The organism is Amycolatopsis sp. lyj-108, assembly GCF_046549005.1.
In the GTDB taxonomy this organism is placed as follows: domain Bacteria; phylum Actinomycetota; class Actinomycetes; order Mycobacteriales; family Pseudonocardiaceae; genus Amycolatopsis.
The window spans coordinates 457,011-483,120 of record NZ_JAJPWQ010000007.1; the positions used below are offsets into that span (position 1 = coordinate 457,011).

The 26,110-nt window shown below is 69.2% G+C and carries 24 protein-coding genes; 12 read left to right on the plus strand and 12 right to left on the minus strand.

The window, feature by feature from the left end:
• The first annotated feature begins 120 nt into the window (after positions 1-120).
• Positions 121-1,764 carry a tannase/feruloyl esterase family alpha/beta hydrolase gene (locus ACLJO0_RS26585; RefSeq protein ID WP_410581166.1) on the plus strand — a complete coding sequence of 548 codons (1,644 nt, stop codon included), beginning with the start codon at positions 121-123 and terminating at the stop codon, positions 1,762-1,764.
• 125 nt (positions 1,765-1,889) lie between these two features.
• Here the strand turns inward: ACLJO0_RS26585 and ACLJO0_RS26590 are convergent, their stop codons facing one another.
• From ACLJO0_RS26590 to ACLJO0_RS26605, 4 genes are all read right to left on the minus strand, one after another.
• Positions 1,890-2,552, minus strand: a complete 663-nt coding sequence (locus ACLJO0_RS26590) for an ABC transporter ATP-binding protein (RefSeq protein ID WP_125795689.1) — start codon at positions 2,550-2,552, stop codon at positions 1,890-1,892.
• Positions 2,552-3,244, minus strand: a complete 693-nt coding sequence (locus ACLJO0_RS26595) for an ABC transporter ATP-binding protein (protein ID WP_125787667.1) — start codon at positions 3,242-3,244, stop codon at positions 2,552-2,554. Before ACLJO0_RS26595 ends, ACLJO0_RS26590 begins: the two co-directional genes overlap by 1 nt.
• Positions 3,237-5,813, minus strand: a complete 2,577-nt coding sequence (locus ACLJO0_RS26600; RefSeq protein ID WP_410581167.1) for an FtsX-like permease family protein — start codon at positions 5,811-5,813, stop codon at positions 3,237-3,239. Before ACLJO0_RS26600 ends, ACLJO0_RS26595 begins: the two co-directional genes overlap by 8 nt.
• A gap of 147 nt (positions 5,814-5,960) precedes the next feature.
• On the minus strand, positions 5,961-9,149 hold the full coding sequence (locus tag ACLJO0_RS26605) for a BTAD domain-containing putative transcriptional regulator (protein ID WP_410581168.1): 3,189 nt from the start codon (positions 9,147-9,149) through the stop codon (positions 5,961-5,963).
• 83 nt (positions 9,150-9,232) lie between these two features.
• On the opposite strand from ACLJO0_RS26605, the gene ACLJO0_RS26610 reads away from it, so the two are divergent.
• Both ACLJO0_RS26610 and ACLJO0_RS26615 read left to right on the plus strand, forming a co-directional pair.
• Positions 9,233-10,108 carry an NAD(P)-dependent oxidoreductase gene (locus ACLJO0_RS26610; protein WP_410581170.1) on the plus strand — a complete coding sequence of 292 codons (876 nt, stop codon included), beginning with the start codon at positions 9,233-9,235 and terminating at the stop codon, positions 10,106-10,108.
• Between the two features lie 11 nt (positions 10,109-10,119).
• The gene (locus tag ACLJO0_RS26615; protein WP_410581171.1) at positions 10,120-10,980 is read left to right on the plus strand and encodes an NAD(P)-dependent oxidoreductase; all 861 of its coding nucleotides are present in this window, start codon (positions 10,120-10,122) and stop codon (positions 10,978-10,980) included.
• 74 nt (positions 10,981-11,054) lie between these two features.
• On the opposite strand, the gene ACLJO0_RS26620 is transcribed toward ACLJO0_RS26615, so the two are convergent.
• On the minus strand, positions 11,055-11,948 hold the full coding sequence (locus ACLJO0_RS26620) for a LysR family transcriptional regulator (protein WP_410581173.1): 894 nt from the start codon (positions 11,946-11,948) through the stop codon (positions 11,055-11,057).
• Between the two features lie 79 nt (positions 11,949-12,027).
• Between ACLJO0_RS26620 and ACLJO0_RS26625 the strand changes: the two genes are divergently transcribed.
• Both ACLJO0_RS26625 and ACLJO0_RS26630 read left to right on the plus strand, forming a co-directional pair.
• Entirely contained in the window at positions 12,028-12,930 is a 903-nt protein-coding gene (locus ACLJO0_RS26625) for an EamA family transporter (RefSeq protein ID WP_410581174.1), read from the plus strand.
• The gene (locus ACLJO0_RS26630; protein ID WP_410581176.1) at positions 12,927-13,541 is read left to right on the plus strand and encodes an NAD(P)-dependent oxidoreductase; all 615 of its coding nucleotides are present in this window, start codon (positions 12,927-12,929) and stop codon (positions 13,539-13,541) included. The genes ACLJO0_RS26625 and ACLJO0_RS26630 overlap by 4 nt, the downstream gene beginning before the upstream one ends.
• 2 nt (positions 13,542-13,543) lie before the next feature.
• Here the strand turns inward: ACLJO0_RS26630 and ACLJO0_RS26635 are convergent, their stop codons facing one another.
• A complete protein-coding gene (locus ACLJO0_RS26635) occupies positions 13,544-13,780 on the minus strand; it encodes a hypothetical protein (RefSeq protein WP_410581178.1) in 237 nt (78 codons plus the stop codon).
• Positions 13,781-13,841: 61 nt separating this feature from the next.
• Between ACLJO0_RS26635 and ACLJO0_RS26640 the strand changes: the two genes are divergently transcribed.
• Positions 13,842-14,441: a TetR/AcrR family transcriptional regulator gene (locus ACLJO0_RS26640; protein WP_410581180.1), complete on the plus strand. Its 600-nt coding sequence runs from the start codon at positions 13,842-13,844 to the stop codon at positions 14,439-14,441.
• Positions 14,442-14,454: 13 nt separating this feature from the next.
• Positions 14,455-14,940 (plus strand): ribonuclease E activity regulator RraA, encoded by a 486-nt coding sequence (gene rraA / locus ACLJO0_RS26645; RefSeq protein WP_410581181.1) that lies wholly within the window; start codon positions 14,455-14,457, stop codon positions 14,938-14,940.
• A 6-nt stretch (positions 14,941-14,946) separates the two neighbouring features.
• On the opposite strand, the gene ACLJO0_RS26650 is transcribed toward rraA, so the two are convergent.
• Positions 14,947-15,840 (minus strand): NADP-dependent oxidoreductase, encoded by an 894-nt coding sequence (locus ACLJO0_RS26650; RefSeq protein ID WP_410581183.1) that lies wholly within the window; start codon positions 15,838-15,840, stop codon positions 14,947-14,949.
• A gap of 70 nt (positions 15,841-15,910) precedes the next feature.
• Between ACLJO0_RS26650 and ACLJO0_RS26655 the strand changes: the two genes are divergently transcribed.
• Complete coding sequence (locus tag ACLJO0_RS26655; RefSeq protein WP_410581185.1) at positions 15,911-16,492, plus strand: TetR/AcrR family transcriptional regulator; 582 nt, start codon at positions 15,911-15,913, stop codon at positions 16,490-16,492.
• Here ACLJO0_RS26655 and ACLJO0_RS26660 read toward each other — a convergent pair.
• Genes ACLJO0_RS26660 through ACLJO0_RS26675 form a run of 4 tightly spaced genes read right to left on the minus strand, consistent with a single transcriptional unit; the run spans position 16,476 to position 18,579 of the window.
• Positions 16,476-16,937 carry a hypothetical protein gene (locus tag ACLJO0_RS26660; protein WP_410581187.1) on the minus strand — a complete coding sequence of 154 codons (462 nt, stop codon included), beginning with the start codon at positions 16,935-16,937 and terminating at the stop codon, positions 16,476-16,478. The two genes, ACLJO0_RS26655 and ACLJO0_RS26660, sit on opposite strands and share 17 nt — an antisense overlap.
• A 43-nt stretch (positions 16,938-16,980) precedes the next feature.
• Positions 16,981-17,592, minus strand: a complete 612-nt coding sequence (locus ACLJO0_RS26665) for a class I SAM-dependent methyltransferase (RefSeq protein WP_410581189.1) — start codon at positions 17,590-17,592, stop codon at positions 16,981-16,983.
• Between the two features lie 10 nt (positions 17,593-17,602).
• Positions 17,603-18,244, minus strand: a complete 642-nt coding sequence (locus ACLJO0_RS26670) for a cation transporter (RefSeq protein ID WP_410581190.1) — start codon at positions 18,242-18,244, stop codon at positions 17,603-17,605.
• Positions 18,241-18,579 carry an ArsR/SmtB family transcription factor gene (locus ACLJO0_RS26675; RefSeq protein WP_125787652.1) on the minus strand — a complete coding sequence of 113 codons (339 nt, stop codon included), beginning with the start codon at positions 18,577-18,579 and terminating at the stop codon, positions 18,241-18,243. Before ACLJO0_RS26675 ends, ACLJO0_RS26670 begins: the two co-directional genes overlap by 4 nt.
• Positions 18,580-19,034: 455 nt before the next feature.
• Between ACLJO0_RS26675 and ACLJO0_RS26680 the strand changes: the two genes are divergently transcribed.
• The 4 genes from ACLJO0_RS26680 to ACLJO0_RS26695 are packed head-to-tail and all read left to right on the plus strand — an operon-like array spanning position 19,035 to position 23,929.
• Positions 19,035-20,456, plus strand: a complete 1,422-nt coding sequence (locus ACLJO0_RS26680) for a family 2B encapsulin nanocompartment shell protein (protein WP_410581192.1) — start codon at positions 19,035-19,037, stop codon at positions 20,454-20,456.
• Positions 20,453-21,841 carry a family 2B encapsulin nanocompartment shell protein gene (locus tag ACLJO0_RS26685; RefSeq protein ID WP_410581193.1) on the plus strand — a complete coding sequence of 463 codons (1,389 nt, stop codon included), beginning with the start codon at positions 20,453-20,455 and terminating at the stop codon, positions 21,839-21,841. Before ACLJO0_RS26680 ends, ACLJO0_RS26685 begins: the two co-directional genes overlap by 4 nt.
• 53 nt (positions 21,842-21,894) lie before the next feature.
• Positions 21,895-22,758: a geranyl diphosphate 2-C-methyltransferase gene (locus ACLJO0_RS26690; RefSeq protein ID WP_410581194.1), complete on the plus strand. Its 864-nt coding sequence runs from the start codon at positions 21,895-21,897 to the stop codon at positions 22,756-22,758.
• A gap of 25 nt (positions 22,759-22,783) precedes the next feature.
• A complete protein-coding gene (locus ACLJO0_RS26695) occupies positions 22,784-23,929 on the plus strand; it encodes a family 2 encapsulin nanocompartment cargo protein terpene cyclase (RefSeq protein ID WP_410581195.1) in 1,146 nt (381 codons plus the stop codon).
• 161 nt (positions 23,930-24,090) lie between these two features.
• Here the strand turns inward: ACLJO0_RS26695 and ligA are convergent, their stop codons facing one another.
• On the minus strand, positions 24,091-26,082 hold the full coding sequence (gene ligA, locus ACLJO0_RS26700) for an NAD-dependent DNA ligase LigA (protein WP_410581197.1): 1,992 nt from the start codon (positions 26,080-26,082) through the stop codon (positions 24,091-24,093).
• Positions 26,083-26,110 lie beyond the last annotated feature (28 nt).

Here is a 26,110-nt window from a genome sequence, read left to right on the forward strand (position 1 = left end):
CCGGACAAACCTGGCCCGAAGTGGACAACCCGGATGTCCGCAAACCTGGTGGACAACGGACGGGAGCGGGGCCAGGGTGAATGAGCCAACTGAAGCCGATCCGGAAACTGGGGTGGGGAAATGCGGCGGTTGTCCATGCTCGGCGTGGCAGCGCTCATCACGGCAGGCTCGATACTCACGGCTCCGGCGGCCACCGCCGGCGAAACGACCTTCCGCCCGGTGCGCACCTGCGCCGATCTCGTGCGGACCTACGACCTTCCCGGCGCGGTCACGCACGTCAAGACCGCGACCGTGGTGCCGGCGACGGCGACCGAACCGGAGAACTGCGACGTCCGCGGCTACGTCGAACCGGCAGTGCGGTTCCAGCTCCGGCTGCCGACCAAGACCTACGCGGGCCGGTACCTGCAGTTCGGCTGCGGCGGGTTCTGCGGCGTGGTCAACACGCCGCCGTTCGCCGACTGCGGCCTCCCGCACGGTGGCGACGTCGCGGTCGCGGCCACCGACGACGGTCACGTCGGCAAGACTCCTTTGGTGGTCGATGACGGCAAGTGGGCCGAGAACGACCAAGCCGCGCGTGACGACTTCGCGTTCCGTGCGCCGCACGTGGTCTCGAAAGCGTCCAAGCGACTGATCACGGCGTTCTACGGCGCTCCGCCGAAGAAGTCCTACTTCACCGGCTGCTCCGACGGCGGTCGCGAGGCGCTCCTGCTGGCCCAGCGCTACCCGCACGACTTCGACGGCATCATCGCCGGCGCGCCCGCCGGCTACTGGGGCCCGCTGCTCGGCGTCTACCAGACCTGGCTCGCGAAGGTCAACACCGGCGCCGACGGCAAACCGATCCTGACCGCAGACAAACTCCCGGCCCTGCACGCCGCCGCACTGTCCACATGCGACAAGTCCGACGGCCTCGGCGACGGCGCCATCGACGACCCGCGCACCTGCCGCTTCGACCCGGCCACCATCGCCTGCCCGCCGGGCACCGACAACGCCGGCTGCCTCACCGCGGCACAGGTCCAGGCCACCAAGAAGATCTACGCGCCGCCGACCGACGAACGCGGCCGCAAGCTGTACCCGGGCGGCCAGACCGTCGGCTCCGAACTCTCCTGGTACGGCTGGATCATCCCGTCACCGGAAACCGGCGGCGTCCCCTTCGCGCAGGCGCTCGCCGACAACTACCTGAAGTACATGGCCTACCCGATCGGGACACCGCATTCGTCGGTCCAGAAGTTCGCCTTCACCGCACGCGAATTCGACCGGCTGACCCCGGAAGGCATCCGCTCCAACGCGATGTCGACGGACTTGCGCGAATTCCGCCGTGCGGGCGGGAAACTCGTGATCTGGCACGGCTGGGCCGACCAGGCGATCCCCGCCGCGGGCAGCATCGACTACTACCAGCGGCTCACCCGCGCCAACGGCGGCCCCGCCGCGACGCAGAGCTGGGCGCGGCTGTTCATGGTGCCCGGCCTGTACCACTGCGCGACCGGCGACAAGCTGACCGAATACGACCCGCTGAAGGAACTGGTCTCCTGGGTCGAACGCGGCACCGCGCCGGACCGGACCATCGCCACCGGCCGCGACGCCGACGGCAAGGTCTTCCGCACCCGGCCGGTGTTCCCGTACCCGCTGCAGGCCAAGTACGACGGCACCGGAAGCGTCGACGACGCCGCGAACTTCGTGCCGGTCCCGCCATCGCGGCCTTCGCAGGACGTCGTGAACTGGGCCGGGAACGATCTGTACGGGAAGGTGGGTCCTGTCGCTCCCTAGGGGCTTCACACGCACGTCACTGCAAAAACGCTCACCGGTCCGTGAGGGCCTCCTTCCCTACCCTGAAGGTAGTGAAGGAGGCCCTCACGGACCGACAGCCAGACCCGACACTGCTCGATAACCGGTCAGGAAAGGACGCCGTCCAGCAGGCGGACCCGCCGGTCCGCGATCCGGTGCACGTCGTCGTCATGCGTCGCCACGATGACCGCGGCGCCCTCCTCGGCGCACAGCCGCAACAGCCGGAGCACGCGCGGCGTGCTCCCGGCGTCCAGATGCGCTGTCGGCTCGTCGGTGAGCAGGACCCGCGGCCGCCCGCTGACCGCCCTGGCGAGCGCGACCCGCTGCTGCTGCCCGAACGAGACCTCGAGCGGGTAGCGGTCGCCGAGCTCGCCGATCCCGAGTTCCTCCAGCAGCCCCGAAACCCGCGCGTGGATGTCCTTCGCGCTGGGTTTGGGGACGTCGGAGCGGAGCCGCAAGGGCAGCGCCACGTTCTCCGCGATCGTCAGTTCGTTCGCGAGGCCGAGTGCCTGCGGCAGGACGGCGCACGTGTGCCACGGCGGCGCGCCTGCTATCGGAATGCCGTCCAGCAGGACACTGCCGGAATCGGGCGAGTCGAAGCCGCACAGCAGCGCCAGCAGCGCGCTCTTGCCGGAGCCGGACCGGCCGGAGACGGTGACCAGTTCGCCCGCGGCCACGCGTAGTTCGAGTCCGCGCAGGACTTCGACGTCGCCGCTGGGATGGGGGAACCGGCGGCGTAACCCGACGGCCTCGAGGGCGGGTTCCGCCATCACGGCACGACCTCCCGTTCTTCGACTTTTTCCAGTCTGCCCTTGTGCATCCGGGCGACCCGGCTGCCGAGTTCGATGAGCCGGTCGTCGTGTGAGGCGACGATGACGGCGAAATCCTGGCCCGCCAGGTACTTCAGGGTGTCGAGCACCCGGTCGGCGGACCCTTCGTCCAATTGGGACGTCGGCTCGTCGGCGAGGACGACGGTGGAGCGGCGAGCCAGGGTGCAACCGAACGCGAGCCGCTGCTGCTGCCCTCCCGACAGTGCCGAGATCCGCCAGCTGCCGGTCCCGCCGAGACCCAGCTGATCGAGGATGTCGTCGGGCAGGCATTCGGTCCCGGCCGATTCCGCCGCCGCGCGGAGATTGTCGGCGACGCTCAGGTACGCGAGCAGGTTGTCGGTCGGGTTCTGGAACACCAGACCGAGGTGGTTCCGCCGTAACGCTCGCCGGTCGCGATGCCGAAGCTTGCCGGTTTCGGTGCCCTGGAAGGAGATCGTGCCCCGCACGGGCTGCTCGAACAGGCCGAGCGTCCGCAGCAGGGTGGACTTGCCGGAGCCGGACGGCCCAGCCAGCACGGTGATCCCGCGTGCGGGGATGTCGATGGTGACGTCGTCGACGCCGGTGACGGTGCCCGCCGGCGTCTGGTAGTCGACGCCGATCCCGCGCAGCCGGAAGATGGGTTTCTCAGGCACGGATCAACTCCGCGGTCCGGGCGGTGCGCACCGAGCGCATCGCGATCCAGCCCGCCAGCGCCACGACGAGCACACCGACGGCGAGAACGGTCAAAGCGAGCGGGGTCGGGTCGGGCAGCGCCGACTGCGGCGGGAGGAAGGTCGCCGGATCGAAGCGCGGCACCGAAAGCCCCGCGACCGAGACACCGCAGACGACACCGATGACCACGGCGAGCCCGCTGAGCGCGCCCAGTTCCATCAGATGACTCGCCAGCAGGGCACGCGGCCGCATCCCCATCCGCAGCACCAGCGCCCCGGCCAGCGCGTTCTGGCGCCGGCGGACTTCGACCGCGACCAGCAGCGACAGCACCGCCACCACCCCGAGCACGGCACCGAGCAGGGCCATGAACGAGAACGTCCAGGACACGACGTAGAACGGGAGCGCGTCGAGTGCGGACTCACGGGTGACGCGGTTGACCGCCGTCGCCACCCCCACGGAGCTCAGCGCCTCGGTCACCTGGGTCATCGACGAGCTGGACAGCACGCTCCACTTGGGCACGCCGCGCAGCTGCGCGGCGCCGAGCGAATCCCGCGAGATCACGTACCCGGCCTTGGTGCCGATGATCGGGAACATCGGCAGTTCGCCGATCGCCCTGGCATCCCCGAGGCCGGCGGGCAGCGCGGTCTTCCTGGCGGCGTCGCTGCCGATCCTGATCGCCGGGACACCGGCGCCGGCGCTGGACAGGCCGCTCAGCAACCGGTCGACCTCGGCGCCGTCGAGCGGGCCGAGCGTGGCGGCGCGCCGGAACGTCCGCGGGTCCACGACCAGCACGACCTTGCCGGTGCCGGTCAGTTCGCCGACGATCGTGGTGGTGTCGCCGACCGAGTCGGGCAGCCGGACCTGTCCGGTGCCGACGACGCTTTCGGTGTCGACCCTCGTCTCGGCCCCGACGAAAATGGCCGACTTCGTTTGCAGCGCCTCTTCCTGGCCGCGGGCGATGCCGATCCCGGTCGCCAGTGTCCCGATGGCCAGCGTGCCGATCACGAGGACACCGGTGACCGGCGCGCGGGCGCTGGCGAGCCGCCGGATGGCCAGTTGCAGCGCCGGCCGGGACCACAGCCGCGCGCGATGCGACGCGTGCAGCGCGAGCCAGGCCAGCCGTGCGGCGATGAGCCCGACGGTGAGCACGACGAACACCGGGTACGTGAGCGCCAGCGGGTCGACCTGGGGGAGCGGGTTGCCGATCCGGGACCCCTTGCTGTAGTCGACCAGCCGGTTCCAGCCGAGCAGGGCGACCGCGGCGGTGAGCAGTTCCCACGGGAAGAACGCCAGGATCTTCACCCGCCGGCGACCTCCCGAGCGGACGCGGCCGAGTTCGAACTCCCGATGGGTGCGGACCGCGATCACCCCGGCGAGCAGCGCGAGCGAGACGAGCAGGATCGCGGCCGCGACGAGCGACCCCCACACCATCGACCCGTCGTCCAGTTCACCTGGTGGTCCGTACACCCCGAGCAACAGCCGGGCGAGCACGCCGCCCGCCACTCCACCGGCGACGATGGGGAGCCCGAGTTCGGCGACCGCGAGCAGGCCCAGCGCGCCCGGGCCGCTGCCCCGGGCGGACAGCAACCGCAGCTGTGGGTGCCGCCGCTGGTACCACTGCAACGCGACGGTACCGATCCCCGCGCAGCCGACCAGGATGCTGATGGCCGCGAGCGGCAGGATCGAGATCAGGACATTCGATTCGGCCTGGTTGCTGATCTCCACCGAACGCTCGAACGGCAGCGAGCCGACGATCGCGTCACCGAGGCCTCGGGCACCCAGATCCGCCTTGACCGCGGCGATGAGGGCCTTCGAACGTTCCTGCAGGTCTTCGGCCTCGCTCACGGTCTTGGGAGGAGCCTCGTAGAACGACAGGTGCAGTGTCTTGATCACCGGGACGCCCAGTGCGCGGACCGTGTCGTCGAAGGTCTTCCCGTCGGTGGCGAACATGACCGAGTCGAGCGGGTCGTTGGCGAGCCTGCTGACGACGGCGTTCCGCTGCTGCGAGCACCACCAGCGCGGCGCCGGGTCGGCGAGGTCGCGGTACAACCCGGTCACCGGGGGCAACGGGGTACCGCGGATGCTCGGCGTGGTCCCGGTTTTGATCCCTTCGGCCCCGGCCACGACTGTGCCGAGCCAGAATCCGGCGCCCGCAGACCCGTCCGTCAGGGTGAGATTGCCGGGAAGAGCCTGATCCCGGTGGGCGAGAACGACCTTGTAGTTCGGGTCGCCGTTGAACTCGGTGCCGGTGAGGTACGGCGTGTACCGGGAGGTGACCGGCGCCGCGAAACCGTGCGCCGGGGCGTTACGGCGGACCGAGTCGACGACCTGCGGCGCGACCGCGGCGGGGACGTTGTCCTTGCTGAAGACGGGGCCGTAGTAGTCCGGGCACGCGATGCCGGACTGGTACGTCACAGCGGCGCCGCCCGCGGCCGAGGCCTGCAGGATGGCGGCGGTGCCGAGGAAACAGGCCAGTAAGGCGGTCACCGCGGCGATGATCAAAGTCAGGGGACTGGTCAGTGCCGCCCTCGGAGCCGCTCGCCACGGCATTGTCACCCTGGGCCCGCCGGGAGCCCCCCACCTCACCCGCATGGATACGCACGCTACCGGTCGGGGCGCTTTGGCGACAGAAAGAAATCACCGTTTGTTGCTGACGTGAAGTAAGGCCTGGTCCATTGTGGTGATACGGGTGCACGCCTACTGACTGTCCGTCACCAAGTGATCGATCGGAGTCCTCTCGCCCGCCGCGTGCTCCGCCGAGAATGCGGTTTCTCCGAGCGCCTCCACCACGACGCCGGTGATCCGGTCGACGTCGCCGCGTTCCCCCTTCGGCAGGGGAGCGCCCACCGACCGCCGCGAGGCCGCCGCGGCACCCAGCAGCCGCGCGGCCGCGTGATACGAGCCGGCTGCCGCCTCCGCCCCGGCCAGCCCTTCCAAGCCGAGGGCGATCGCGCGGGGATCCTCGCTGTGCCGGGCGATCGCGAGGCCGTCCAGCTGGAGCCGCTTCGCCTTCGCCGTGTCTCCGCGTTGCTCGGCGATGAACCCGAGCTCGGCGAGGATGAGCGTGCTGCCCGCTTCGGACTCCACGCGGCGATGCCAGTCCAGTATGGACAGCAACCGCTGTTCGGCCTCCTCGAACAGCCCTTGACGTCGCTCGCCGAGCGCGAGCCCTGTCTCGGCGTAGACCTCGCCGGGTTTGAAACCGTGTTCGACGGCCAATGTCCTGGCCCGCTCGTGGAACTCCTTCGCCCCCTCGAAGTCGCCCGTGAGCAGTGCCGTCCGGCCCAGCCAGGACAGTTTGTAGGCGACCTCCGGCCACAGCTCCAGTTCCTCCGCGCGGCGAAGGCTTTCCCGATGGACGCGGGCGGCGTGGTCGTAGTTCCCGGCTATCGACGCCAGCACGCCTACGACGAACGACGCTTGAAGCCAGCCCCAGCGTTCGCCGAGCCCGTCGAAGATCGCGGCGCTTTGAGCGGCGATCCGGCCGGCGCCGGTGAGGTCCCCACCGGCGATCAGATGGGTTGCCCTGTCGCTGAGCGCGGCCGCGGCGCTCCAGTCTTCACCGATGTCGCGGGCGGTTTCGAGCGCGCCGAGGGTGAGCTTCTCCGCCCGGCACAGGTCGCCGATCGTGGACCACGCGTAGCCGAGGAACCACAGCGTCCGTGCCCGCGCGACGGGATCGGAGATGCCCCACACGGCGTCCTCCACCGCGCCCTCGGTGCAGGTGCCGTCGAGGACGGCGATACCGGTGCTCCAGCCGAGAGCCTGCGCGTACTCGTCACCGGTGTCGATCTCCGTGTCGAGCACCAGGTTCAGCGAGCGACGGGCCTCGCTGAGCCGTCCGCGGAGGAACCAGAACCAGGTCGTCGCGTTCACCAGCCGCAACGCGAGCCGGTGTTCTCCCAGCCTCAGCAGCGTTTCCAGCGCACGCCGGGTGTTGGCGCCCTCGGCGTCCAGCCGGTCGAGCCAGCGCCGCTGCTCTTTCCCGCGCAGCCCCGTGTCACCGCGTTCGGCCAGTTCGACGTGGAAACGGGCATGCCGCAAGGACAGTTCGTCGAGTTCGCCCGCCCGTTCGGCGTGTTCCGAGGCATACGCCGAAACGGACTCCAGCAGCCGGAACCGCGGTTCGCCGGATCTGCCCGGCCTGCTGACCACGAGCGACCTGTCGACGAGCCGGGACACCAGGTCCATGACGTCGGCGGCGGCGATCCCGCCGCCCGCGCAAACCGACTCGGCCGCGTCGAGCCCGCAGCCTTCGGCGTGGACGGCGAGCCTGCGCAGCACGATCTGCTCGGGCTCGCTCAGCAGGCTCCAGCTCCAGTCGATCATCGCGCGGAGCGTCTGCTGGCGGCGCGGCCCGCCCCGTCTGCCCGAGGACAGCAGGCCGAACCGGTCGTCGAGGCGGGCGAGGAGTTCGTGCACGCCGAGCGTCCGCACCCGGGTGGCGGCGAGTTCGAGCGCCAGCGGGATGCCGTCGAGCGTGCGGCAGATCCGGGTGACGACGGCCGCGTTCTCGGCGTCCAGCGCGAACCCCGGAGCGGCCGCCGCGGCACGGGCGGTGAACAACCGGACCGCACTCGATTCCCGCACGGCGGCGAAATCCGCCTGCTCGGGCAGTTCGAGCGGCGGTACCGCCCAGACGTTCTCCCCGGGCAGGCCGAGCGGTTCCTGGCTGGTGGCGAGCACACGCAGCCGCGGCGCCGCCGCGAGCAGCCGTTCCACCAGCGCCGCGACCGGTTCGACGACCTGTTCGCAGTTGTCGAGGACGAGCAGGATCTCCTTGTTCCGCAAGGCATCGGCCAGCGACTGCGTGACCGACTTCGCCGACGTGGCCTCCTCGCGGAGGTCCAGCACGGCCGCCACGACGACGGCGACGAGGTCCTCGGGCGGGCACGTCGGGCACTCGACGTTGTCCAGGCCCGCGAGCTCGACGAGCCAGGTGCCGTCGGCCATCGCGTGCTTCGACGCGGCCTCGATGGCCAGCCTGGTCTTGCCCACGCCACCGGGACCGGTGAGAGTGACCAGCCGCGTGTCGGTGACGAGCGCGCCGACCTCCTTGACCGCCGTGGTGCGGCCGATCAGCTCGGTGAGTGACTCCGGCAGGTTCCCGCGCACCGGCTCGGCGGCGCGGCCGGTTTCGAGATCCGGACTGCGGGTGAGGATCGCCTGGTGCAGGGCCGCGAGGTCCGGCCCCGGTTCGAGACCGGACTCGTCACGCAGACGAGCCCGGAGCTCGGCGTAGGCCTCCAGCGCTTCGCTGTGCCGTCCGGCGGCGTACAAGGCGCGCATCAGCAGGCCGCGGAGCCGCTCGCGCAACGGATGCCGCGACACCAGGGCCGCCAGTTCCCCGGTGAGGAGGCCGTGTTCGCCGAGCGAAAGCCGGGCTTCGGCTCTATCTTCTTCGGCGAGCAGCCTTTCCTCCTCCAGCCGCTGTGCCGCGGCCACGGCGAAGAGTTCGTCCTCGAATCCGGCGTACGCGGGACCTCGCCACAAGGCCAGCGCGTCCGCCAGCAGCGCGGCACGCGCACGCGGATCGACGGTGTCACGGGCGCGGGCGGTGAGCGCGCGGAACCGGTGGACGTCCAGGTCACCGGCCTCGACGGCGAGGACGTACCCGGCAGGTTGATGCGTCACGATCTCCCTGGCACCCGGCTCGGCCCGATCCAGCGTGCGGCGCAGCTGGGACACCTTGGTCTGCAGGGTGTTGCCCGGATTACCCGGCGGATGCTCGCCCCACAGATCGTCCGTCAACGACGACACCGACGCCGCCCTGCCCTCCCGGCTCAGCAGCGCGGCGAGCAGGAGGCGGACCTTGGCCTCAGGAACGACGACGGGCTCGCCCGCGGTCGTCCACGCGGCGAGCGGTCCCAGCACTCCGAATCGCACGAAACCGACGTTAGCGCGGACCACCGACAAGACCGTGCGTGGACCCGCAGCGATCCGTGCGCGGGCGGCGTCACGGTGGTCCCATGAGCGAACACGGAAAGACCCCGGTGACGGTACTGGGACTGGGCGCGATGGGAACCGCGCTCGTAGAGGCACTACTGGCCGCGGGACATCCGGTCACCGCGTGGAACCGGACCGCGAGCCGCGCCGAGGCGGTGGCGGCGAAGGGAGCTTCGGTCGCTTCGACCATCTCGGAGGCTCTCGCGGCGAACGAGATCGTGATCGCCTGCCTGCTCGACTACGACTCGGTGCACGAGGTCCTCGACCCGGTCGCGGCCGAGCTCGCGGGACGGCAGCTGATCAACCTGACCAACGGCACCCCCGGCCAGGCACGCGAAATGGCCGTCTGGGCCGAAGACCTGGGCGCGGCATACCTGGACGGCGGGATCATGGCGGTCCCGCCGATGATCGGCACTCCCGCGGCGTTCATCTTCTACAGCGGATCGGGCACCGTCTTCGGCCACGCCCGCACCGCGCTCGACACCTTCGGCGGTGCCAACTACCTCGGCGCCGACCCCGGACTGGCACCACTGCACGACATCGCGCTGCTCAGCGGGATGTACGGGTACTTCATCGGCGTCATCCAGGCGTACGCGCTCGTCGGCTCGGCTGGGGTCAAGGCGCGGGAATTCGCGCCGCTGCTCCGCGGCTGGATCGACGCGATGAGCGGGTTCCTGGAGCGCTCGGCCGAACAGATCGACGACGGCGACTACCTGACCGACGTCGTGTCGAACATCGGGATGCAGGCCGCCGCCTACCCGAACCTGGCGCAGGCGGCGGAGGATCAGGGCATCAGCGCGGAGTTGCTCACGCCGCTCCAGCCGCTGATGGACAAACGAGTCGCCGACGGACACGGCGCCGAAGACCTCATCGGCGTCATCGAACTCCTCAAGAAGTAAAGGAAAACACAATGATCACACTGATCGGGCTCGGTCCGATGGGACAGGCCATGGTCCGGGTACTCCTGGAGAACGGCCACGGAGTGACCGTCTGGAACCGCACCGCCGCCCGCGCGGACGGCGTGGTGGCGGCCGGTGCCGTTCGCGCCGAGACGCCGGCGGACGCGGTGTCGGCGTCGGAGCTGGTGCTGCTGAGCCTCACCGACTACGCGGCGATGTACGACATCCTCGGCAAGGCCGAGGATGTCTTGGCGGGCAAGGTGATCGTCAACCTCAGCTCGGACACCCCGGAGAAGACCCGCGAAGCAGCCGACTGGGTCAAGGCCCGGGGCGCGCAGTTCGTCGCGGGTGGCGTCATGGTGCCGGCCCCGCTGGTGGGCAAGGAGGAGGCGTACGTCTTCTACAGCGGCCCCACCGACGTGTTCGAGAAGTATCGGGACATCCTGGCGCTGATCGGGCGGGCGGACTTCCTCGGCGAAGACGTCCGGCTGGCACAGCTGTTCTACCAGGCGCAGCTGGACATCTTCCTGACCTCGCTCTCGGTGTTCCTGCACGCGAGCGCGCTCATCCGCTCGGCCGGGGTGCCGGCGCAGAAGTTCGTCCCGTACGCGAAGGAGAACTTCAGGATGATGGACTTCTACCTGGAAGCCGCGGCGGAGCAGGTCGAGAAGGGCGAGCACCCCGGCGACGAGGCCAATGTGACGATGATGGGCGCGACCGCCGACCACATCGTGCAGGCGAGCCGGGACGCCGGGATCGACGTCGTCCTGCCGGAGGCGATCAAAGCGCACTACGACCGGGCGATCGCCGCGGGACACGGGCGCAGCTCGTGGACCAGCCTTTACGAGGTCATCAAGGAAGGGCGCGAGTAGTCGCCTGACTCACGGCGCGCATTGCCGGTCCGTGAGGGCCTCCTTCCCTACCTTGAGAGTAGGGAAGGAGGCCCTCACGGAACGTCCCCAACGGCACCCGGCGCCACGCCCAGTAAGTCCAGGAACGCTTTCGCGGCCGGAGTGACCGTGGAGCGGTTCCAGACGAGGTGCTCGATCCGCGCGGGCGCGTCCCGGACCGGCACGGTGACGACGTCGGTCAGGTTCGGCATGTACTTCGACGGCAGCAGCGCCACACCCAGTCCCTGATGGATGAGCCGCGCCATGAAATCGGCGGCCGTCACCTCGAAGGCCACCTCCCGAGTGATCCCCGCCGCGGCGAAGGCCTGATCCGTCTGGGCCCGTCCTGCCGATCCGGCGGGGAAATCGACGAAGACCTCGGTCGAAAGCCGCTTCAAGTCCACTTCGGACTCGACGGCGAGAGGGTGCCCCGGCGCCACCACGGCGATGAGATCGTCGCGGCCCAGTTCGCAGGTGGCCACGCCTTGGGGCCGGTCGGAGACCGGGAGACCGAGGAACGCGACCTCGATCGCTCCGTCCCTGATCTGCTCCACCAGCTTTTCGCTCGCCCCGACCCGCAGCCCGATCCGGACGTGCGGATACCGGCCGCGGAAGGTGTGCAGCGCCGCCGGGACGTCGACCGCCGCGACGGTCGGGATGACGCCGACGGTGAGCCGTCCGCGGATCTCGCCGACGGCCGCGGCGACCTCCGAACCGGCCCGTTCGGCGGCCTCGAGACATTGCCGGGCAGCGGGCAGGAACGCTTCGCCCGCGGCGGTGAGCCGCACTCGACGGCTTGTGCGCTCGAACAGCCGCGCGCCGAGTTCACGCTCCAGCCGCGCGATCTGGTGACTCAGCGCCGACTGCACGACCAGACAGCGTTCCGCGGCACGCGTGAAGCTGTTCGTCTCCGCCACCGCCAGGACGTACCGCATCTGCTGAAGCTCCATGGATCCATCTTGAATCACGATGGATCAAGTGACAAACATGTGTTGGACTCATTGATCGCCAGCGCCGAAGCTGAGAAGCGTGAAAACGCTGACGACCACACCCCTCGCCGCCGGTCTCGCCGGTACCGCGCTGACCGCCTTCGCTCCCATGGTCTGGGGAACGACCTACGTGGTCACCACCGAACTCCTCCCGCCAGGGCATCCGCTGTTCGCCGGACTCATGCGCGCCCTGCCCGCGGGACTGATCGCGCTCGCCATCACCCGCACCCTCCCGCGTGGCACGTGGTGGCTGAAGGCCGCGGCGCTCGGCGTCCTCAACATCGGGATGTTCTTCCCCTTGCTGTTCGTCGCCGCCGAACGGCTGCCCGGCGGGGTCGCCGCCACCCTCGGCGCCGCCCAACCGCTCCTCGTCGCGATCCTCGCCGTGGCGGTGCTGCGGCAGAGCCCGTCCGCGTGGCGGTTCGCCTGGGGGATCGTCGGAATCGTCGGTGTCGGCCTGGTCGTGATCGGCCCCGCGGCGGGTTTCGACCTCGTCGGGGTCATCGCCGGACTCGGTGGCGCCGGCACGATGGCGCTCGGCGTCACCCTCACCAAACGATGGGGGCGCCCGGCCGACGTCGGGCCGACCGCGTTCGCCTCGTGGCAGCTCACCGCGGGCGGGTTGTTCCTGCTGCCGGTGACCTTCCTGATCGAAGGCGCACCGCCCGCGATCGACCTGGACGCGGCTCTCGGTTACCTCTGGCTCGGCCTGATCGGCGGCCTGCTCGCCTACGTCCTGTGGTTCCGCGGCATCACGTCCCTGCCGGTCACGTCGGTCGCGGTCCTCGGCCTGCTCTCGCCGATGGTCGCCGCGGTGCTCGGCGCCGCGCTGCTCGGTCAATCGCTCGGCCTGGTCCAGCTCGCCGGTTTCGCCCTCGCCCTTGCCTCGATCGTGGCAGGCCAGATCACCCCGAAGGCCAAGATGGAAGGCATCGTCCGATGAAGATCGCCGTTGTCGGAGCGTCGGGAATGGCAGGCTCCCGAATCGTCGCCGAGGCCGTTTCCCGCGGACACCACGTCACTGCCGTCTTTCGACGCACTCCACCGGAGCATCCGGACATCGACGTCGTACGCGGCGACGTCACCGACATCCGCCACATGAGCGCGGTTTTCGGGGGAGTCGATGCCGTCGTGGGCGCGACGAGACCCGCGCCCGGCGCGGAAGACACCGTCGCCGCCACGGTCACGGCCCTGCTCGACGCCGCGGCGGGCACGCGTGTGCTGGTCGTCGGCGGCGCCGGGCCGTTGCGGTCACCGTCCGGCGGGCTCGTGATCGACGACACGGCGTTCGTGCCGCCGGCGTGGCGGACCATCGCCTCGGCCAGCCTGAGGCAGCTCCATGCCTGCGAAGCGCACCCAGGCGACTGGGTGTACCTCAGTCCACCCGCGATGTTCGAGCCCGGTGTCCGGACCGGGGCCTATCGGCGGGGCACGACGACCATCGTCACCGCGGAGGACGGTTCGTCCGGGATCTCGGCGGAGGACCTCGCCGTCGCCGTCGTGGACGAACTCGAGAATCCGGGCCGGGACCGGCATTTCACCGTCGGCTACTGAGGCTAGAGCCGCCACTTCAGCTCGGGCGGGTCTCCGGGCGCCGGCGTCTCCGGACTCCGTTCGGCTTCGATCTGGATCTCGATGTTGGTCTTGTGCGAGATCGGGTCCCAGATCTCCTCGATCGGCGCCAACAGCGACTGGCTGACGCCCGCCCGTCGGGCACGCGCCGCGTACCAAGCGAATCCGGCCAGGAAGAGGGGAAGGCTGAGAAACGCGGCCACGGGTGCCAGGAACTCCATGCACCTGACGATACAGTAACGTCGTGTATCCAGAAACGTTCTGTTACCGAATTGGCGGGCGATGACCAGGCTGACACGGGCCGAGCAGCAGCGACGCACCCACGAACACCTGCTGGAGGCCGGTCGGCAGGTCTTCCTGCGACGCGGCTTCCTGGCGGCGACGGTCGAGGAGATCGCGGCCGACGCCGGGTACACCCGCGGCGCCGTCTACAAGCACTTCGGCGGCAAGGAAGGACTGTGGCTGGCGATCATCGAAGCCGGCGCGGAAGGTCACCTCGCGGAGCTGCGGAAAACCCTCGCCCTCGCCACCACCCGGGACGACGTGATCGCGGCACTGGCTCCTGTCGACGTGGCGGACAAGGACGCCGCCAAATGGAGCGCGGCGGCCGCGGAAGTGCTCGCCGCGACGGCGCAGCAGCCCGAAACCGCCGCCCTTGTCGCCGCCATCCAGCAGCGTCACGACGACGAGGTCGTCGCCCTGCTCGTCGTACATGCGAAGCGGCTCCGCCTCGAACCCGCCCTGCCACTCCATCAGGCCGTCGTGATGCTGGGCGCTCTGGGCATCGGGCTCGCCCTGCGTCAGGCGGTCGCGCCTGCCGCCGACCCCGCCGCCATCCTCACCCACGTGCTGGACTCGGTGTTCCCGCCCGAGGCGACGTGAGAAACTCCAGCGCGTGATCGATTCCTTCACCACCGCCGACCTCGTCGACGAACACGGCGACCGGCTGCGCGTCTGTGACACCCAGCTCCGCCAGTTCGGCGGGCACCGGAAGTTCTCGGGCCCGATCCGGACGGTCTCCTGCCACGAGGACAACGGCCTGGTCAAGAAGCTGCTGGCCGCCCCCGGTGACGGCGGTGTCCTGGTGGTCGACGGCGGCGGCTCGCTGCACAGCGCTCTGACCGGCGACATGATCGCGAAGTCCGCCGTGGACAACGGCTGGGCGGGCGTGGTCGTCAACGGCGCGGTCCGCGACAGCGCCGAGCTCGCCGGGCTCCCGCTCGGGGTGAAGGCGCTCGGTACCAACCCGCGCAAGAGTTCCAAGGCAGGCGTCGGCGCTGTCGACGTCCCGGTCGGTTTCGGGGGAGTGACCTTCACTCCCGGCGACACGCTCTACGCCGATGACGACGGCGTCGTGGTCCTTCCCGCGACCACCGCCTGAACCGGCTCACACGACGATGACCCGGCGGCCGCGGGTGTGCCCGGCGTGGCTGTCGACGTGGGCCGCCGCGGCATCGGCCAGTGAGTAGGACTTCTCGACCGGGATGTGCAGCTTGCCCCGCGAGATGAGGTCGACGGCTTCGGCCAGCGCGTCCGGCACGCTCCCGGCCACCCCGGAGAACCGGACGCCGAGCTGGGGCGCACCGAGATCGGCGATGGTGAGCACCTTGTCCGGATCCCCCGTCAGCTCGACCAGTTCGGCGATCACGCCCGACCCCGCCAGGTCGAGAGCCGCGTCCACCCGGCCGAGCCGCCGCACCCGCTCCACCCAGCCCTCGCCGTAGGTAGTGGCGGCCGCGCCCAGGCCGCGCAGATAGTCCTGGTTCGCGGCGCCTGCCGTGCCGATCACCGCTATGCCGCGCTCGCGGGCGATCTGCAGCACCGCCGAACCGACCCCGCCGGACGCGCCGCTGACCAGCAGCGTCTCGCCGGGTCGCACGCCGGCTTCGCGGATGAGACGCAGCGCGGTCTCGACCACGGAGGGGTATCCGGCGGCCTCTTCGAACGTGAGTCCCTCGGGCATCACGGCCCAGGCCGTCAGCACGGCGAACTCGGCGTAGGTGTTCGAACCCTCGCCGAATACCGAGTCGCCGATCTCGACGCCGACCACGCCATCGCCGACCTCGTCCACCACACCGGCGGCATCCAGGCCCACACCGGACGGCAGCACGGTCGGATGGGCACCGAGCACCTGCCCCTCACGCACCCGCCAGTCGACAGGGTTCACTCCCGCCGCCCGCACGGCGATGCGCACTTGACCGGGACCCGCGTGCGGATCCTCGGCGTCGACGAGCTGCAGGACTTCCGGACCACCGAACTCGGTGAAGATCACTTTCTTCATGCGACCGACCGTAGCACTAACGGTTAGCGTTTTGAAACCGTTGTTGTTTTGGATCTGCTAGCGTCGCCGCATGACCGTGCCGACCGGACGTCGTGAGCGCAAGAAGGCAGCGACCCGCCAGAAGATCGCCGACACCGCCCTCCGGCTCTTCTTGGAACGCGGATACGACGCGGTGGGCATCCGCGAGGTGGCCGCGGAGGCGGACGTCGCCGTCACCACGCTCTTCTCCCACTTCGCCTCGAAAGAGGCCCTGGTGTTCGAACAGGACGCGGACTTCGAGCAAGGCCTCACGCGGGCGGTCACCGAACGGGCCCCGCACGAGCCGCTCATCCCCGCGTTGCGCCGCGAGATCCACGCGATGGTGCGGCATTGCACGGCCGACGGCGCCGCCCCGATCTGGCGCATGATCGACGAATCGCCGGCGCTGCGGGAGTACGAAGACTCGATGCGGCTGCGCCACGCCGAATCGCTGGCGGCGGCCATCGCGGCCGATCCGGACCTGTCCCGGTCGACGACGGCCTGCCGCACGATCGCGCGGTTCGTGATCGACGCCTATTCGATCGGCAGGGAGGCGGCCGATCCCGAGGCCGCGGTGGACGAGATCTTCCGGATGATCGAAGCGGCCTGGGAAACCGTCAGCCCTTCGGCATGAGGCAAAGTTCCCTGGACTGTCCCGACTCGAAGTCGTAGACGACGGGGTTGCCGTACTCGTAGCCGGGTACGGAGTTGCAGTCCGAACCGGACCCGGACGAGAGCTGCGCGATCACCGAGTAGTTGGCCGTGTTGTCCGAACAGTGGACCCGGACGGCGCTGGCGCTGAACTTGCCGTTGCTCCCGGCGTCCTCGTCGGCCGAGATGCAGTCTCCGGCCTGCGCGGAGAACGGGTCGGGATCGACCTCGGGCGCACTACCACCGGCCGCATTGTCAGCGGTGGCGCTGCCACCGGTGGTGATCGCCACGGTCACCGCGATCGCCCCGCCGGTGACGACGAGCGCCGCGGCCGCGATGCCGGCGATCAGTCCGGTATTCGGGGCCTTCTTCGGCGTCGCGACGGGGTACTGCTGCCAGATGGGTGGCTGTTGCTGAGGGTAGGTCACGTCACCATGATCGGCCGCGTCGATGAAATTCCGATGACACGGCTCATTTGCGGGCGACGAGCCGTTCCACCAGCCCGAGTTTGAACCGCTCCCGGTGCTCCACGGCCAGGCCGAGGCCGCCGATCTTGTCGAGCGGGCGCCGGAGGAAGTGTTCGCCCGCCATCGGCACGGTGACCCTTTCGGCGAGCCACTGCAGACCTCGGACGGCACGCGACGAACTCGCGATGTGGTCGAGCAGGATGAGCCTGCCACCCGGCCGGATGACCCTGGCCATTTCCCGCAACGCCTTGCCGTCGTCCGGGATGGCGCACAGCCCGAGCGTGCAGACCACGGTGTCGAACGAATCGGCGTCGAAGGGCAGGTCGTGCGCGTCGGCCCGCCGCAACGTCACCGGATGGCCGAGGCGTTCGGCTCGGCCGCGGGCGATGGCGAGCATGCCGTCACTGAGGTCGATGCCGGTGAGCGTGACGCCTTCGGGGTAGAGCGGCAGGTTGAGGCCGGTCCCGACGGCGACTTCGAGGGTGTCGCCGGTGGCCTGGCCGCAGGCCCACGCGCGGGAATCGCCGAAGAGCTTGCGGTCCAGGAACTGCATCTCCCGGTCGTAGTTCTGGGATTTGCTGTCCCAGTAACGGTTCCACCGTGCGGGCCGGGTCATGACGCTCCTTTCAGCAGCAGTGCTCGCCACGCCAGGCCTCGCGGCCTTCCTTGATCGCGACCGCGGCGATGACGAGCGCGACCAGCGGATCGGCCCAGTACCAGCCGAAGAGGCTGTTGAGCAGCAACCCGACGAGCAGCACACCGGAAAGATAGGTGCAGAGCAAGGTCTGCTTCGAGTCGGCGACAGCGCTCGCGGAGCCGAGTTCGCGCCCGGCGCGCCGCTGGGCGTAGGACAGAAAAGGCATCACGAGCAGCGAGATCGCCGCCAGCACGATGCCGACGGGGGAGTGCTCGGCGTGGTCGGCGCCGAACAGGGTGCGTACCGATTCGACGGTGACGTACGCGGCCAGTGCGAAGAACGACACCGCGATGACCTTGAGTGCGGTGCGTTCGCGGGCTTCGGGGTCCTTGCCGGAGAACTGCCAGGCGACGGCCGTGGCGGACGCGACTTCGATGATCGAGTCCAGGCCGAAGCCGATCAGCGCGGTCGAGGAGGCGACGGTGCCCGCGGAGATGGCGACGACCGCCTCGATGACGTTGTAGGTGATCGTCGCGGCGACCAGGAGCCGGACCCGGCGCGACAGCGCGACACGACGATCCGGGTCCACTGTGGACTTCGTGGTGCAGCAGCCGTCCGCGCAGGAGCTCATCGCAGGACCTGAAGGGCGGCGTCGTCCACACAGGGCTCGGCGGTGTCGACGGCGAGTACGACCTGGACCAGTTCCCGCAGCGCGCGGGCCAGATGTGCGTCCGCCAGCGAGTAGCGGACCTGCCTGCCCTCGTAGGTGGCCACGACCAGTCCGCAACCCCGCAGGCAGGCGAGGTGGTTCGACACGTTCGAGCGGCTCAGGCCGAGCTCGTCGGCCAGCCTGCCGGGATAACTCACTCCGTCGAGCAGGGCGACCAGGATCCGGCAGCGGTTCGGATCGGCCAGGGCACGGCCGAGCCGGGCGAGCGCGGCGCCCTGGGTCTCACATGTCAGCACGGACACGATAGTACAGCCGACGCTGACATATCGGCAAGGGGCTGAACCATGACACGACGGAGTGTCCGGACGCGACACTCTGTTTCGTCGCTGTCCGTCAAGTCGTCGCCGAACACGGGCGCGGAGGCGACCCGAAAGAGTTCCGCGCGTCCACTCCAACGGCCGCAACGTGGGTACACCGGGGAGTTCCGGCACGGCCTCACATAACACCTCAGAACAATCGATGGACCGATTGCGTGGCGGATTTAAAGCGTCGGGTAACGGCGGTAAAAGTGTTACTGCGCAATGGGAAAACCGGCATTCGGGTGGCCTTGCCGCATTACCTGAAAGTGCGCTTGTGCGAAAAAAACACCTTGCTATGTTGATCCTGCGGGGCCGCACTTCGGGGTACGACCGGCACGCCGCGACTTGTGGTTCTTGTTTGTTCGCACGACTATCGAAGGGTGGACCTTGCTGTGACCGTCACCGAATCGGGCACTGCCGCCGAAGGTGTCCAGGGGCCGGAAAATCCGCAGCTGAGTTTGGGTCGGGCCGCCGCGCGCAACCTGGCTACCACGACCAAATCCGTTCCGCAGATGCAGGGAATTTCATCCCGCTGGCTGCTGAAGATGCTCGAATGGGTTCAGGTGAACGGCGGCGCCTACCGGGTCAACCGGCGGCTCAATTACGCGGTCGGCGACGGGCGGGTGACCTTCTCGAAGGCAGGCACCGAGGTGAGCGTGATCCCGGCGGAACTGGGAGAATTGAAGCCGCTCAAGGGATATGACGACGAAGAAGTACTCGCCGAACTCGCCCACCGCTTCGAACAGCAGGAGGTGGCGGCAGGCGACGTACTCGTCGAATTCGGCCACCGCGCCGATCGGGTCTTCCTGATCGCGCACGGCAAGATCACCAAGACCGGTCCCGGCCCGTACGGTGACGAGACCGCGCTCGGCGTGGTCAAGGACGGCGACTACTTCGGCGCGCAGGCCCTCGTCGCCGACGACGGGATCTGGGAGTTCACCGCCAAGGCGGCCACCGCCTGCACGGTGCTCACCTTGACCCGCCAGGACTTCGAGCGCGTACTGGAACAGTCCGAATCGCTGCAGGCCCAGATCGAGCAGGCGACACAGGACTCCGGGCGCGCCAACGACTTCGGCGAGGCCGAGATCGACATCTCGTCCGGACACGACGGCGAGCCGCTGCTGCCTGGCACGTTCGTCGACTACGAGACCTCGCCGCGCGAATACGAACTGAGCGTCGCCCAGACCGTGCTCCGGGTCCACAGCCGCGTTTCCGACCTCTACAACCAGCCGATGGACCAGACCGAGCAGCAGTTGCGGCTGACCATCGAGGCGCTGCGCGAGCGCCAAGAGTACGAAATGATCAACAACTCGGACTTCGGCCTGCTCCACAACGCCGACTTCACCCAGCGCATCGCGACACGCACCGGTCCGCCCACTCCGGACGACTTCGACGACCTGCTCGCCCTGGTATGGAAGGAACCCGGCTTCTTCCTCGCGCATCCGCGCACGATCGCCGCGTTCAGCCGCGAGTGCAGCAAACGCGGCATCTACCCGACCGGCGCCGATCTCGGCGGGCACAAGGTGCCGTCGTGGCGCGGGGTCCCGATCCTGCCGTGCAACAAGATCCCGGTGAGCCAGACCAGCACCAGTTCCGTGCTGTTGATGCGCACCGGCGAGAAGAGCCAGGGCGTGGTCGGCCTGCGTCAGATCGGCCTGCCGGACGAATACGAGCCCGGGCTGAACGTCCGGTTCATGGGCATCTCGGAGCAGGCGATCATCTCCTACCTGGTCAGCACCTACTACTCCGCCGCTGTGCTCGTACCGGACGCGCTCGCCGTCCTCGAAGCCGCCGAACTCGGCCGCGAAGGATGACCGCCACGACGCCGGAGGCCGACCGGCGACTCAGTCTCGGCCCCGCCGCCGCGCGGAACCTGGCGACGACCACCAAGACGCGGCCGCAGATGCAGAGCATCACGCCGCGGTGGCTGCTGAAGATGCTGCCCTGGGTCGAGGCGAACGGCGGCACGTACCGGGTCAACCGGCGGCTGACCTACGCCATCGGTGACGGGCGGGTGACCTTCACCAACGTCGGCACCGAGGTACGGGTCGTCCCGCAGGAACTCGCGGAATTGGCGCTGCTGCGCGGTTTCGACGACGAGGACACCCTCACCGCGCTCGCCGACCGGTTCGTGCAGCACGAGTACCGGCCCGGCGAGACCATCGTCAGCCACGGCTCGCCGCTCGACGAGGTCGTGCTGGTCGCGCACGGCAAGGTCGCCAAGGTGGCGCCTGGTGAGTACGGCACCGAAGCCACCATCGGGAGCATGGCCGACGGCGACCACTTCGGTGACGAAATGCTCGCCGGCATCGACCGGAACTGGCCGTTCACCGTCAAGGCCGTCACCCCGGTCATCGTGCTGACCCTGCGCGCCGACGACTTCGCCGACCTCAACGGCCGGTCCGAGGCGATGCGCCGCCACGTGCAGGACATGCTGACGCACAAGGGAAAGCCACAGAACGCCAAGGGCGAGGCCGAGATCGGGATGTCGTCAGGGCACGACGGCGAGCCGATACTGCCAGGCACCTTCGTCGACTACGAGATCTCACCACGCGAGTACGACTTGGCCGTCGCGCAGACAGCGCTGCGGGTGCACACGCGGGTGACCGATCTCTACAACGGGCCGATGGACCAGTTCGACGAGCAGCTCCGGCTGACCGTGTCGGCGCTGCGGGAGCGGCAGGAACACGACCTGATCAACAACCGCGAGTTCGGGCTGCTGCACAACGCCGATCTCAAGTCACGGTTCCAGACCCGGGCGGGTCCGCCGACGCCGGACGACATGGACGAACTCGTCAGCCGTCGCCGCAAGACGAAGTTCTTCCTCGCCCATCCGCGCACGATCGCCGCGTTCGGCAGGGAATGCACGCGCCGCAGCCTGTATCCGGAAGGCACCACGGTCGACGGCAAGGTGGTCAACGCGTGGCGCGGGGTGCCGATCCTGCCCTGCGACAAGATCCCGATCACCGAAAGCGGCACGTCCTCGATCCTCGCCATGCGGACCGGCGTGGAGGACAACGGCGTGATCGGGTTGCACCAGACCGGTCTTCCCGACGAGTACGAGCCGGGCCTGAACGTGCGTTTCGAGGGCATCAACGAACAGGCCGTCGCCAACTACCTGGTCAGCACCTACTACTCCGCCGCCGTGCTCGTTCCCGACGCGCTCGGCGTCCTGGAAAACGTCGAGGTCGCGCGATGACGCCCCGGCCTGCCACGACAACGAACAACAAAGCTTCAGAAAGGACCACACACGTGACCATCGCCCGTACCCCCGCTCCCGCAAAGGTGCTGCGCACCGAGTACCAGAAGTCGGTGGCGTCGTACTGGAACAAGGAGAAGGACCCGGTCAACCTGCGTCTTGGCGATGTGGACGGGCTCTATCACCACCATTACGGGATCGGCGAGGTCGACTGGTCGGTGCTGGAAGGTCCCGAGAACACCCGGGACGAGCGGATCATCGCCGAAATGCACCGACTGGAGACCGCGCAGGCGGACGTCTTGCTCGATCACCTCGGCGACGTCGAACCGGACGACCGGCTTCTCGACGCCGGCTGCGGGCGCGGCGGGTCCAGCATCATGGCCAACGCGCGGTTCGGCTGCCACGTCGACGGGATCTCGATCTCGGAGAAGCAGGTCGAGTTCGCCAATCACCAGGCGGACATCAGGGGCGTCGCCGACCGGGTGCGCTACCACTTCCGGAACATGCTCGACACGGGCTTCGAAACCGGTTCGCGCAAGGCGATCTGGAACAACGAAAGCACCATGTACGTGGACCTCTACGAGCTCTTCGCCGAGCACGCGCGACAGCTGGAGTTCGGCGGGCGCTACGTCACCATCACCGGCTGCTACAACGACGTGACCGGTGGCCGGTCCAAGGCCGTCGCGCAGATCGACCAGCACTACACCTGCAACATCCATCCGCGCAGCCAGTACTTCAAGGCCATGACGGCCAACGACCTGGTGCCGATCTCGGTGGTGGACCTGACGCCGGACACGATCCCGTACTGGGAACTGCGGGCGAAGTCCTCGGTGGCGACCGGGATCGAAGGCCCGTTCCTGGACGCCTATCGCGAAGGCAGCTTCCACTACCTGCTGATCGCCGCGGACCGCGTCTGATCCCGCGAGACCATCGGAGTAAGCGATGACCGAACAGGGTGCGCTCGCCACACTACTGGCCGGTCCGAGCGGACTGGGCACGTCAGCCGCTCGGCTGGTGGCCCGGCTGACCGCTGTTCCCCCGGCGGCGGTGGAGGAAACTCCGCCGCCGCCGGAGGAACCCGCTCTCGACCCGGCGTACGCGTACCGGCCGTGGGGCGACGGGTCCGCGCCGCCGTTGTACTGCCCCGTCACCGAACGCATCAACGATCCGCTCGCCGAGGAGGTCGACAGGCGGCTGGTCCTGTGGGCGGGGGAGTGCGGGTTCGGCGAGGAGGAATGCGAGCAGATCGGGAAGGCGGGTTTCGGCAGGCTCGTCATGCTCGCCCACCCGGACTGCGAGGATCCCGACAAACTGCTGATCTCCGCGCGGCTCAACGCCGCCTGGTGGGCGGCCGACGACCTCTACGCCGACGACACCTCGCTCGGTGCGGTGCCGGCGGAGCTGCCGCCGAAACTCGCGCTCGCGATGGCCGCCATGGACCCCGTGCCGTCACTGGGTGAATTCAGCCGCGACCTCGACGAAACGCTGCGAAACGACCGGGTTCTGGTGGCCCTCAACTCGGGGACGGACTTCCTGCGGCAAGCCGGGACCGCCGCGCAGGTCCAACGGGTCTGCTATTCGACCTTCGCGATGTTCGTGAGCTGGAGCGCCTATGCGGCATGGCGTCACAGCGGGAAATACCCACCCGCCTGGGAGTACCTCGCGGCCAGGCAGCACGACAGCTTCTACACGTCCATGACGCTGATCGACGTCCTCGGCGGCTACGAACTGACGTCGAACCTCTACTACGACCCGCGGGTCCGTGAGGCGGCGATCCAAGCGGGCACGGCGTCCGTGCTCGTCAACGACGTGCACTCGGTCGCCAAGGACCTCGAGGACGAGTCGCCGCCCTGCAACGCGGTCCTGCTGATCGCCGACGACCGGAAATGCACGATCGAAGAGGCCACGGCGATCACCGTCGCACTGCACAACGACGTCGTCCGGGACTTCCAAGCGGCGCACGAAAAGCTGAGCGCCGTGCCCTCCCTTGAACTGCAACGGTTCCTGCGTGGGTTGCGGGGATGGATGGGCGGCGGCTTCGAATGGCACTCGACGAGTCCGCGGTACCGGACGAAGCCCGCGGGGTAACGAGACTTGACTGGCTCGGTACCTGTGTCCTTGTCCGCCTAGGTACATGAAGGACCCCTTCCTGTACCTAGGCGCAAGGATGGGGTCCTTCATGTACTTGAGCTGGTGTGAAGGTCGAGTTTCCTCGGCTGAGTCGAGTGAGGGCCCGGTTCCAACCTTGGCTAAACGACGCCCGCCTCGATCAACTGCCGCCAGATCACGCCCTGGTCCACGACCTCGACTTCGAGCTTTTCGGCCTTCGTCAGCTTGCTCGCCCCGACGTCGGCGCCGGTGATGAGCAGGTCCGTGTTCGCCGAGACCGACGACGCGATGGTCGCGCCCGCCTTTTCGCACAACCGCTGGAACGTCGGGCGCGGCACCTTCTCGCCGGAACGGGGGTCACTGATCGATCCAGTGACCACGACCGTCTTGCCCGCCAGTGGCGCGCCGGCCGCGACGACCGGCGGAAGGTCCTCTTCGCGCACGTCCAGCGAGACGTCGGCCTCCCGCAGCCGCTCGAGTTCGGGGCGCAGCCGGGTGAGGTGCTCGATCAGGGACGCGGCGACCTTCGGGCCGATGTCCTCCACGGCGACGAGGCCCTCTTCGCCCGCGTCGGCGACGTCTTCCAGCGAACCGAATCCGGCCCGGCACAGCCGCGCGGCGGTGCCTTCGGAGGCCATCGGGATCGCCAGCCCGATCAGCGCCCGGCGCAGGCCGACGGCGCGGCTCTTGTCGATGGACTCGATCATGCGGGTCGCGGAGATCTCGCCGATGCGGTCGAACTCCAGCAGTGTTTCCTTGGTGAGCCGGTAGAAGTCCGACGGGTGTTCGAGAATCCCGGCCTCGGCGAGCCGCTCGATCCAGACCCCGCCGATCGCGTCGATGTCCGCGGCCGCGCGCGACGCCCAGTGGATCAGCCGCCGGACGGTCTGTGCGGGGCAGGCGACGTTGGTGCAGAACAGCTCGCGGCTGTTGCCCTGTTCGGTCAGCGGTTCCTCGCACGACGGGCACACCGACGGCGGCACGATCTCCCGCTCCTCGCCCGTGCGCTTGGTGGCGTCGAGGACGCCCGCCACGAACGGGATCACGTCGCCGGCGCGGCGCACCAGCACGGTGTCGCCGATCTTGATGCCGCGAGCGCGGATGACCTCCTGGTTGGCCAGTGTCGCCCGGGTGACGGTGGTTCCGCCGACGAACACCGGCTCCAGCCACGCGACGGGGGCGATCTTGCCGGTCTTGCCGACATCCCAGACCACGTCGGCGAGCACCGTGGTCTTCTCCTCGGCGGCGAATTTGAACGCCAGCGCGCCGCGCGGTGAGCTGGACCGGGTTCCGGCGGCCGCGTACGCGTCGCGATCGGCCAGGCGCAGCACGGCACCGTCGAGGTCGTAGTCGAGGTCGTTGCGCTGCTGCTCGATGGTCGTGATGACGGCCTGCGCCGACTCGGCGTCTTCGCAGTGCCGCATGTCGGCGGCGGCGAACCCGAGCGTCCTCAGCGCGCCGTCGAGATCGGTTTCCGCGCTGTCGGGTTCGGTGGAGAGGTCGAAGGCGAAGAACTGGAGGCGCCGCTCGGCGACGGTGGCCGGATCCTTGGCGCGCAGTGTTCCGGCGGCGGCGTTCCGCGGGTTGATCAGCGGTTTGTCCGGGTGGACCTTGTTGTAGGCGGCGAAAGTGGAGCGCAGCATGACGGCCTCGCCGCGGACCTCGACCCGGCCCGGCGCGTCGACCTTGTCCGGGACGCCGTCGGTCAGCGCCCGCACCAGCATGGTCACGTCGTCACCGGTGGTCCCGTCGCCTCGGGTGACCGCCCTGGCGAGCCGCCCGTTCTCGTACACCAGGGCCAGCGACAGGCCGTCGAGCTTGGGCATGACGACCACCGACTGCCCCGGGAAGCGGGTGAAGAACGCCGCGACCTGCTCGGGCTTGGTCGCCTTCTCCAGCGACAACATCGGGCGCGAGTGCCGGATGGGCGCGTGCAGGACGGCGGGTGCGCCGACCTGGTCGAGCGGGTTCGGATCCGGGGTCAGCTCGGGGTTGGCCTCGATGAGGCCGCGCAATTCGTCTTCGATCGCGTCGTAGTCGGCGTCGGCCACCTTCGGCGAGCCCCGGTAGTAGGCGTCGCGAAGGACGACGATCTGATCGGCGAGTTCTTGGATGCGGTCCCGAGCGTTCACCGGGCAGAGATTACCCGCGACCACCGAC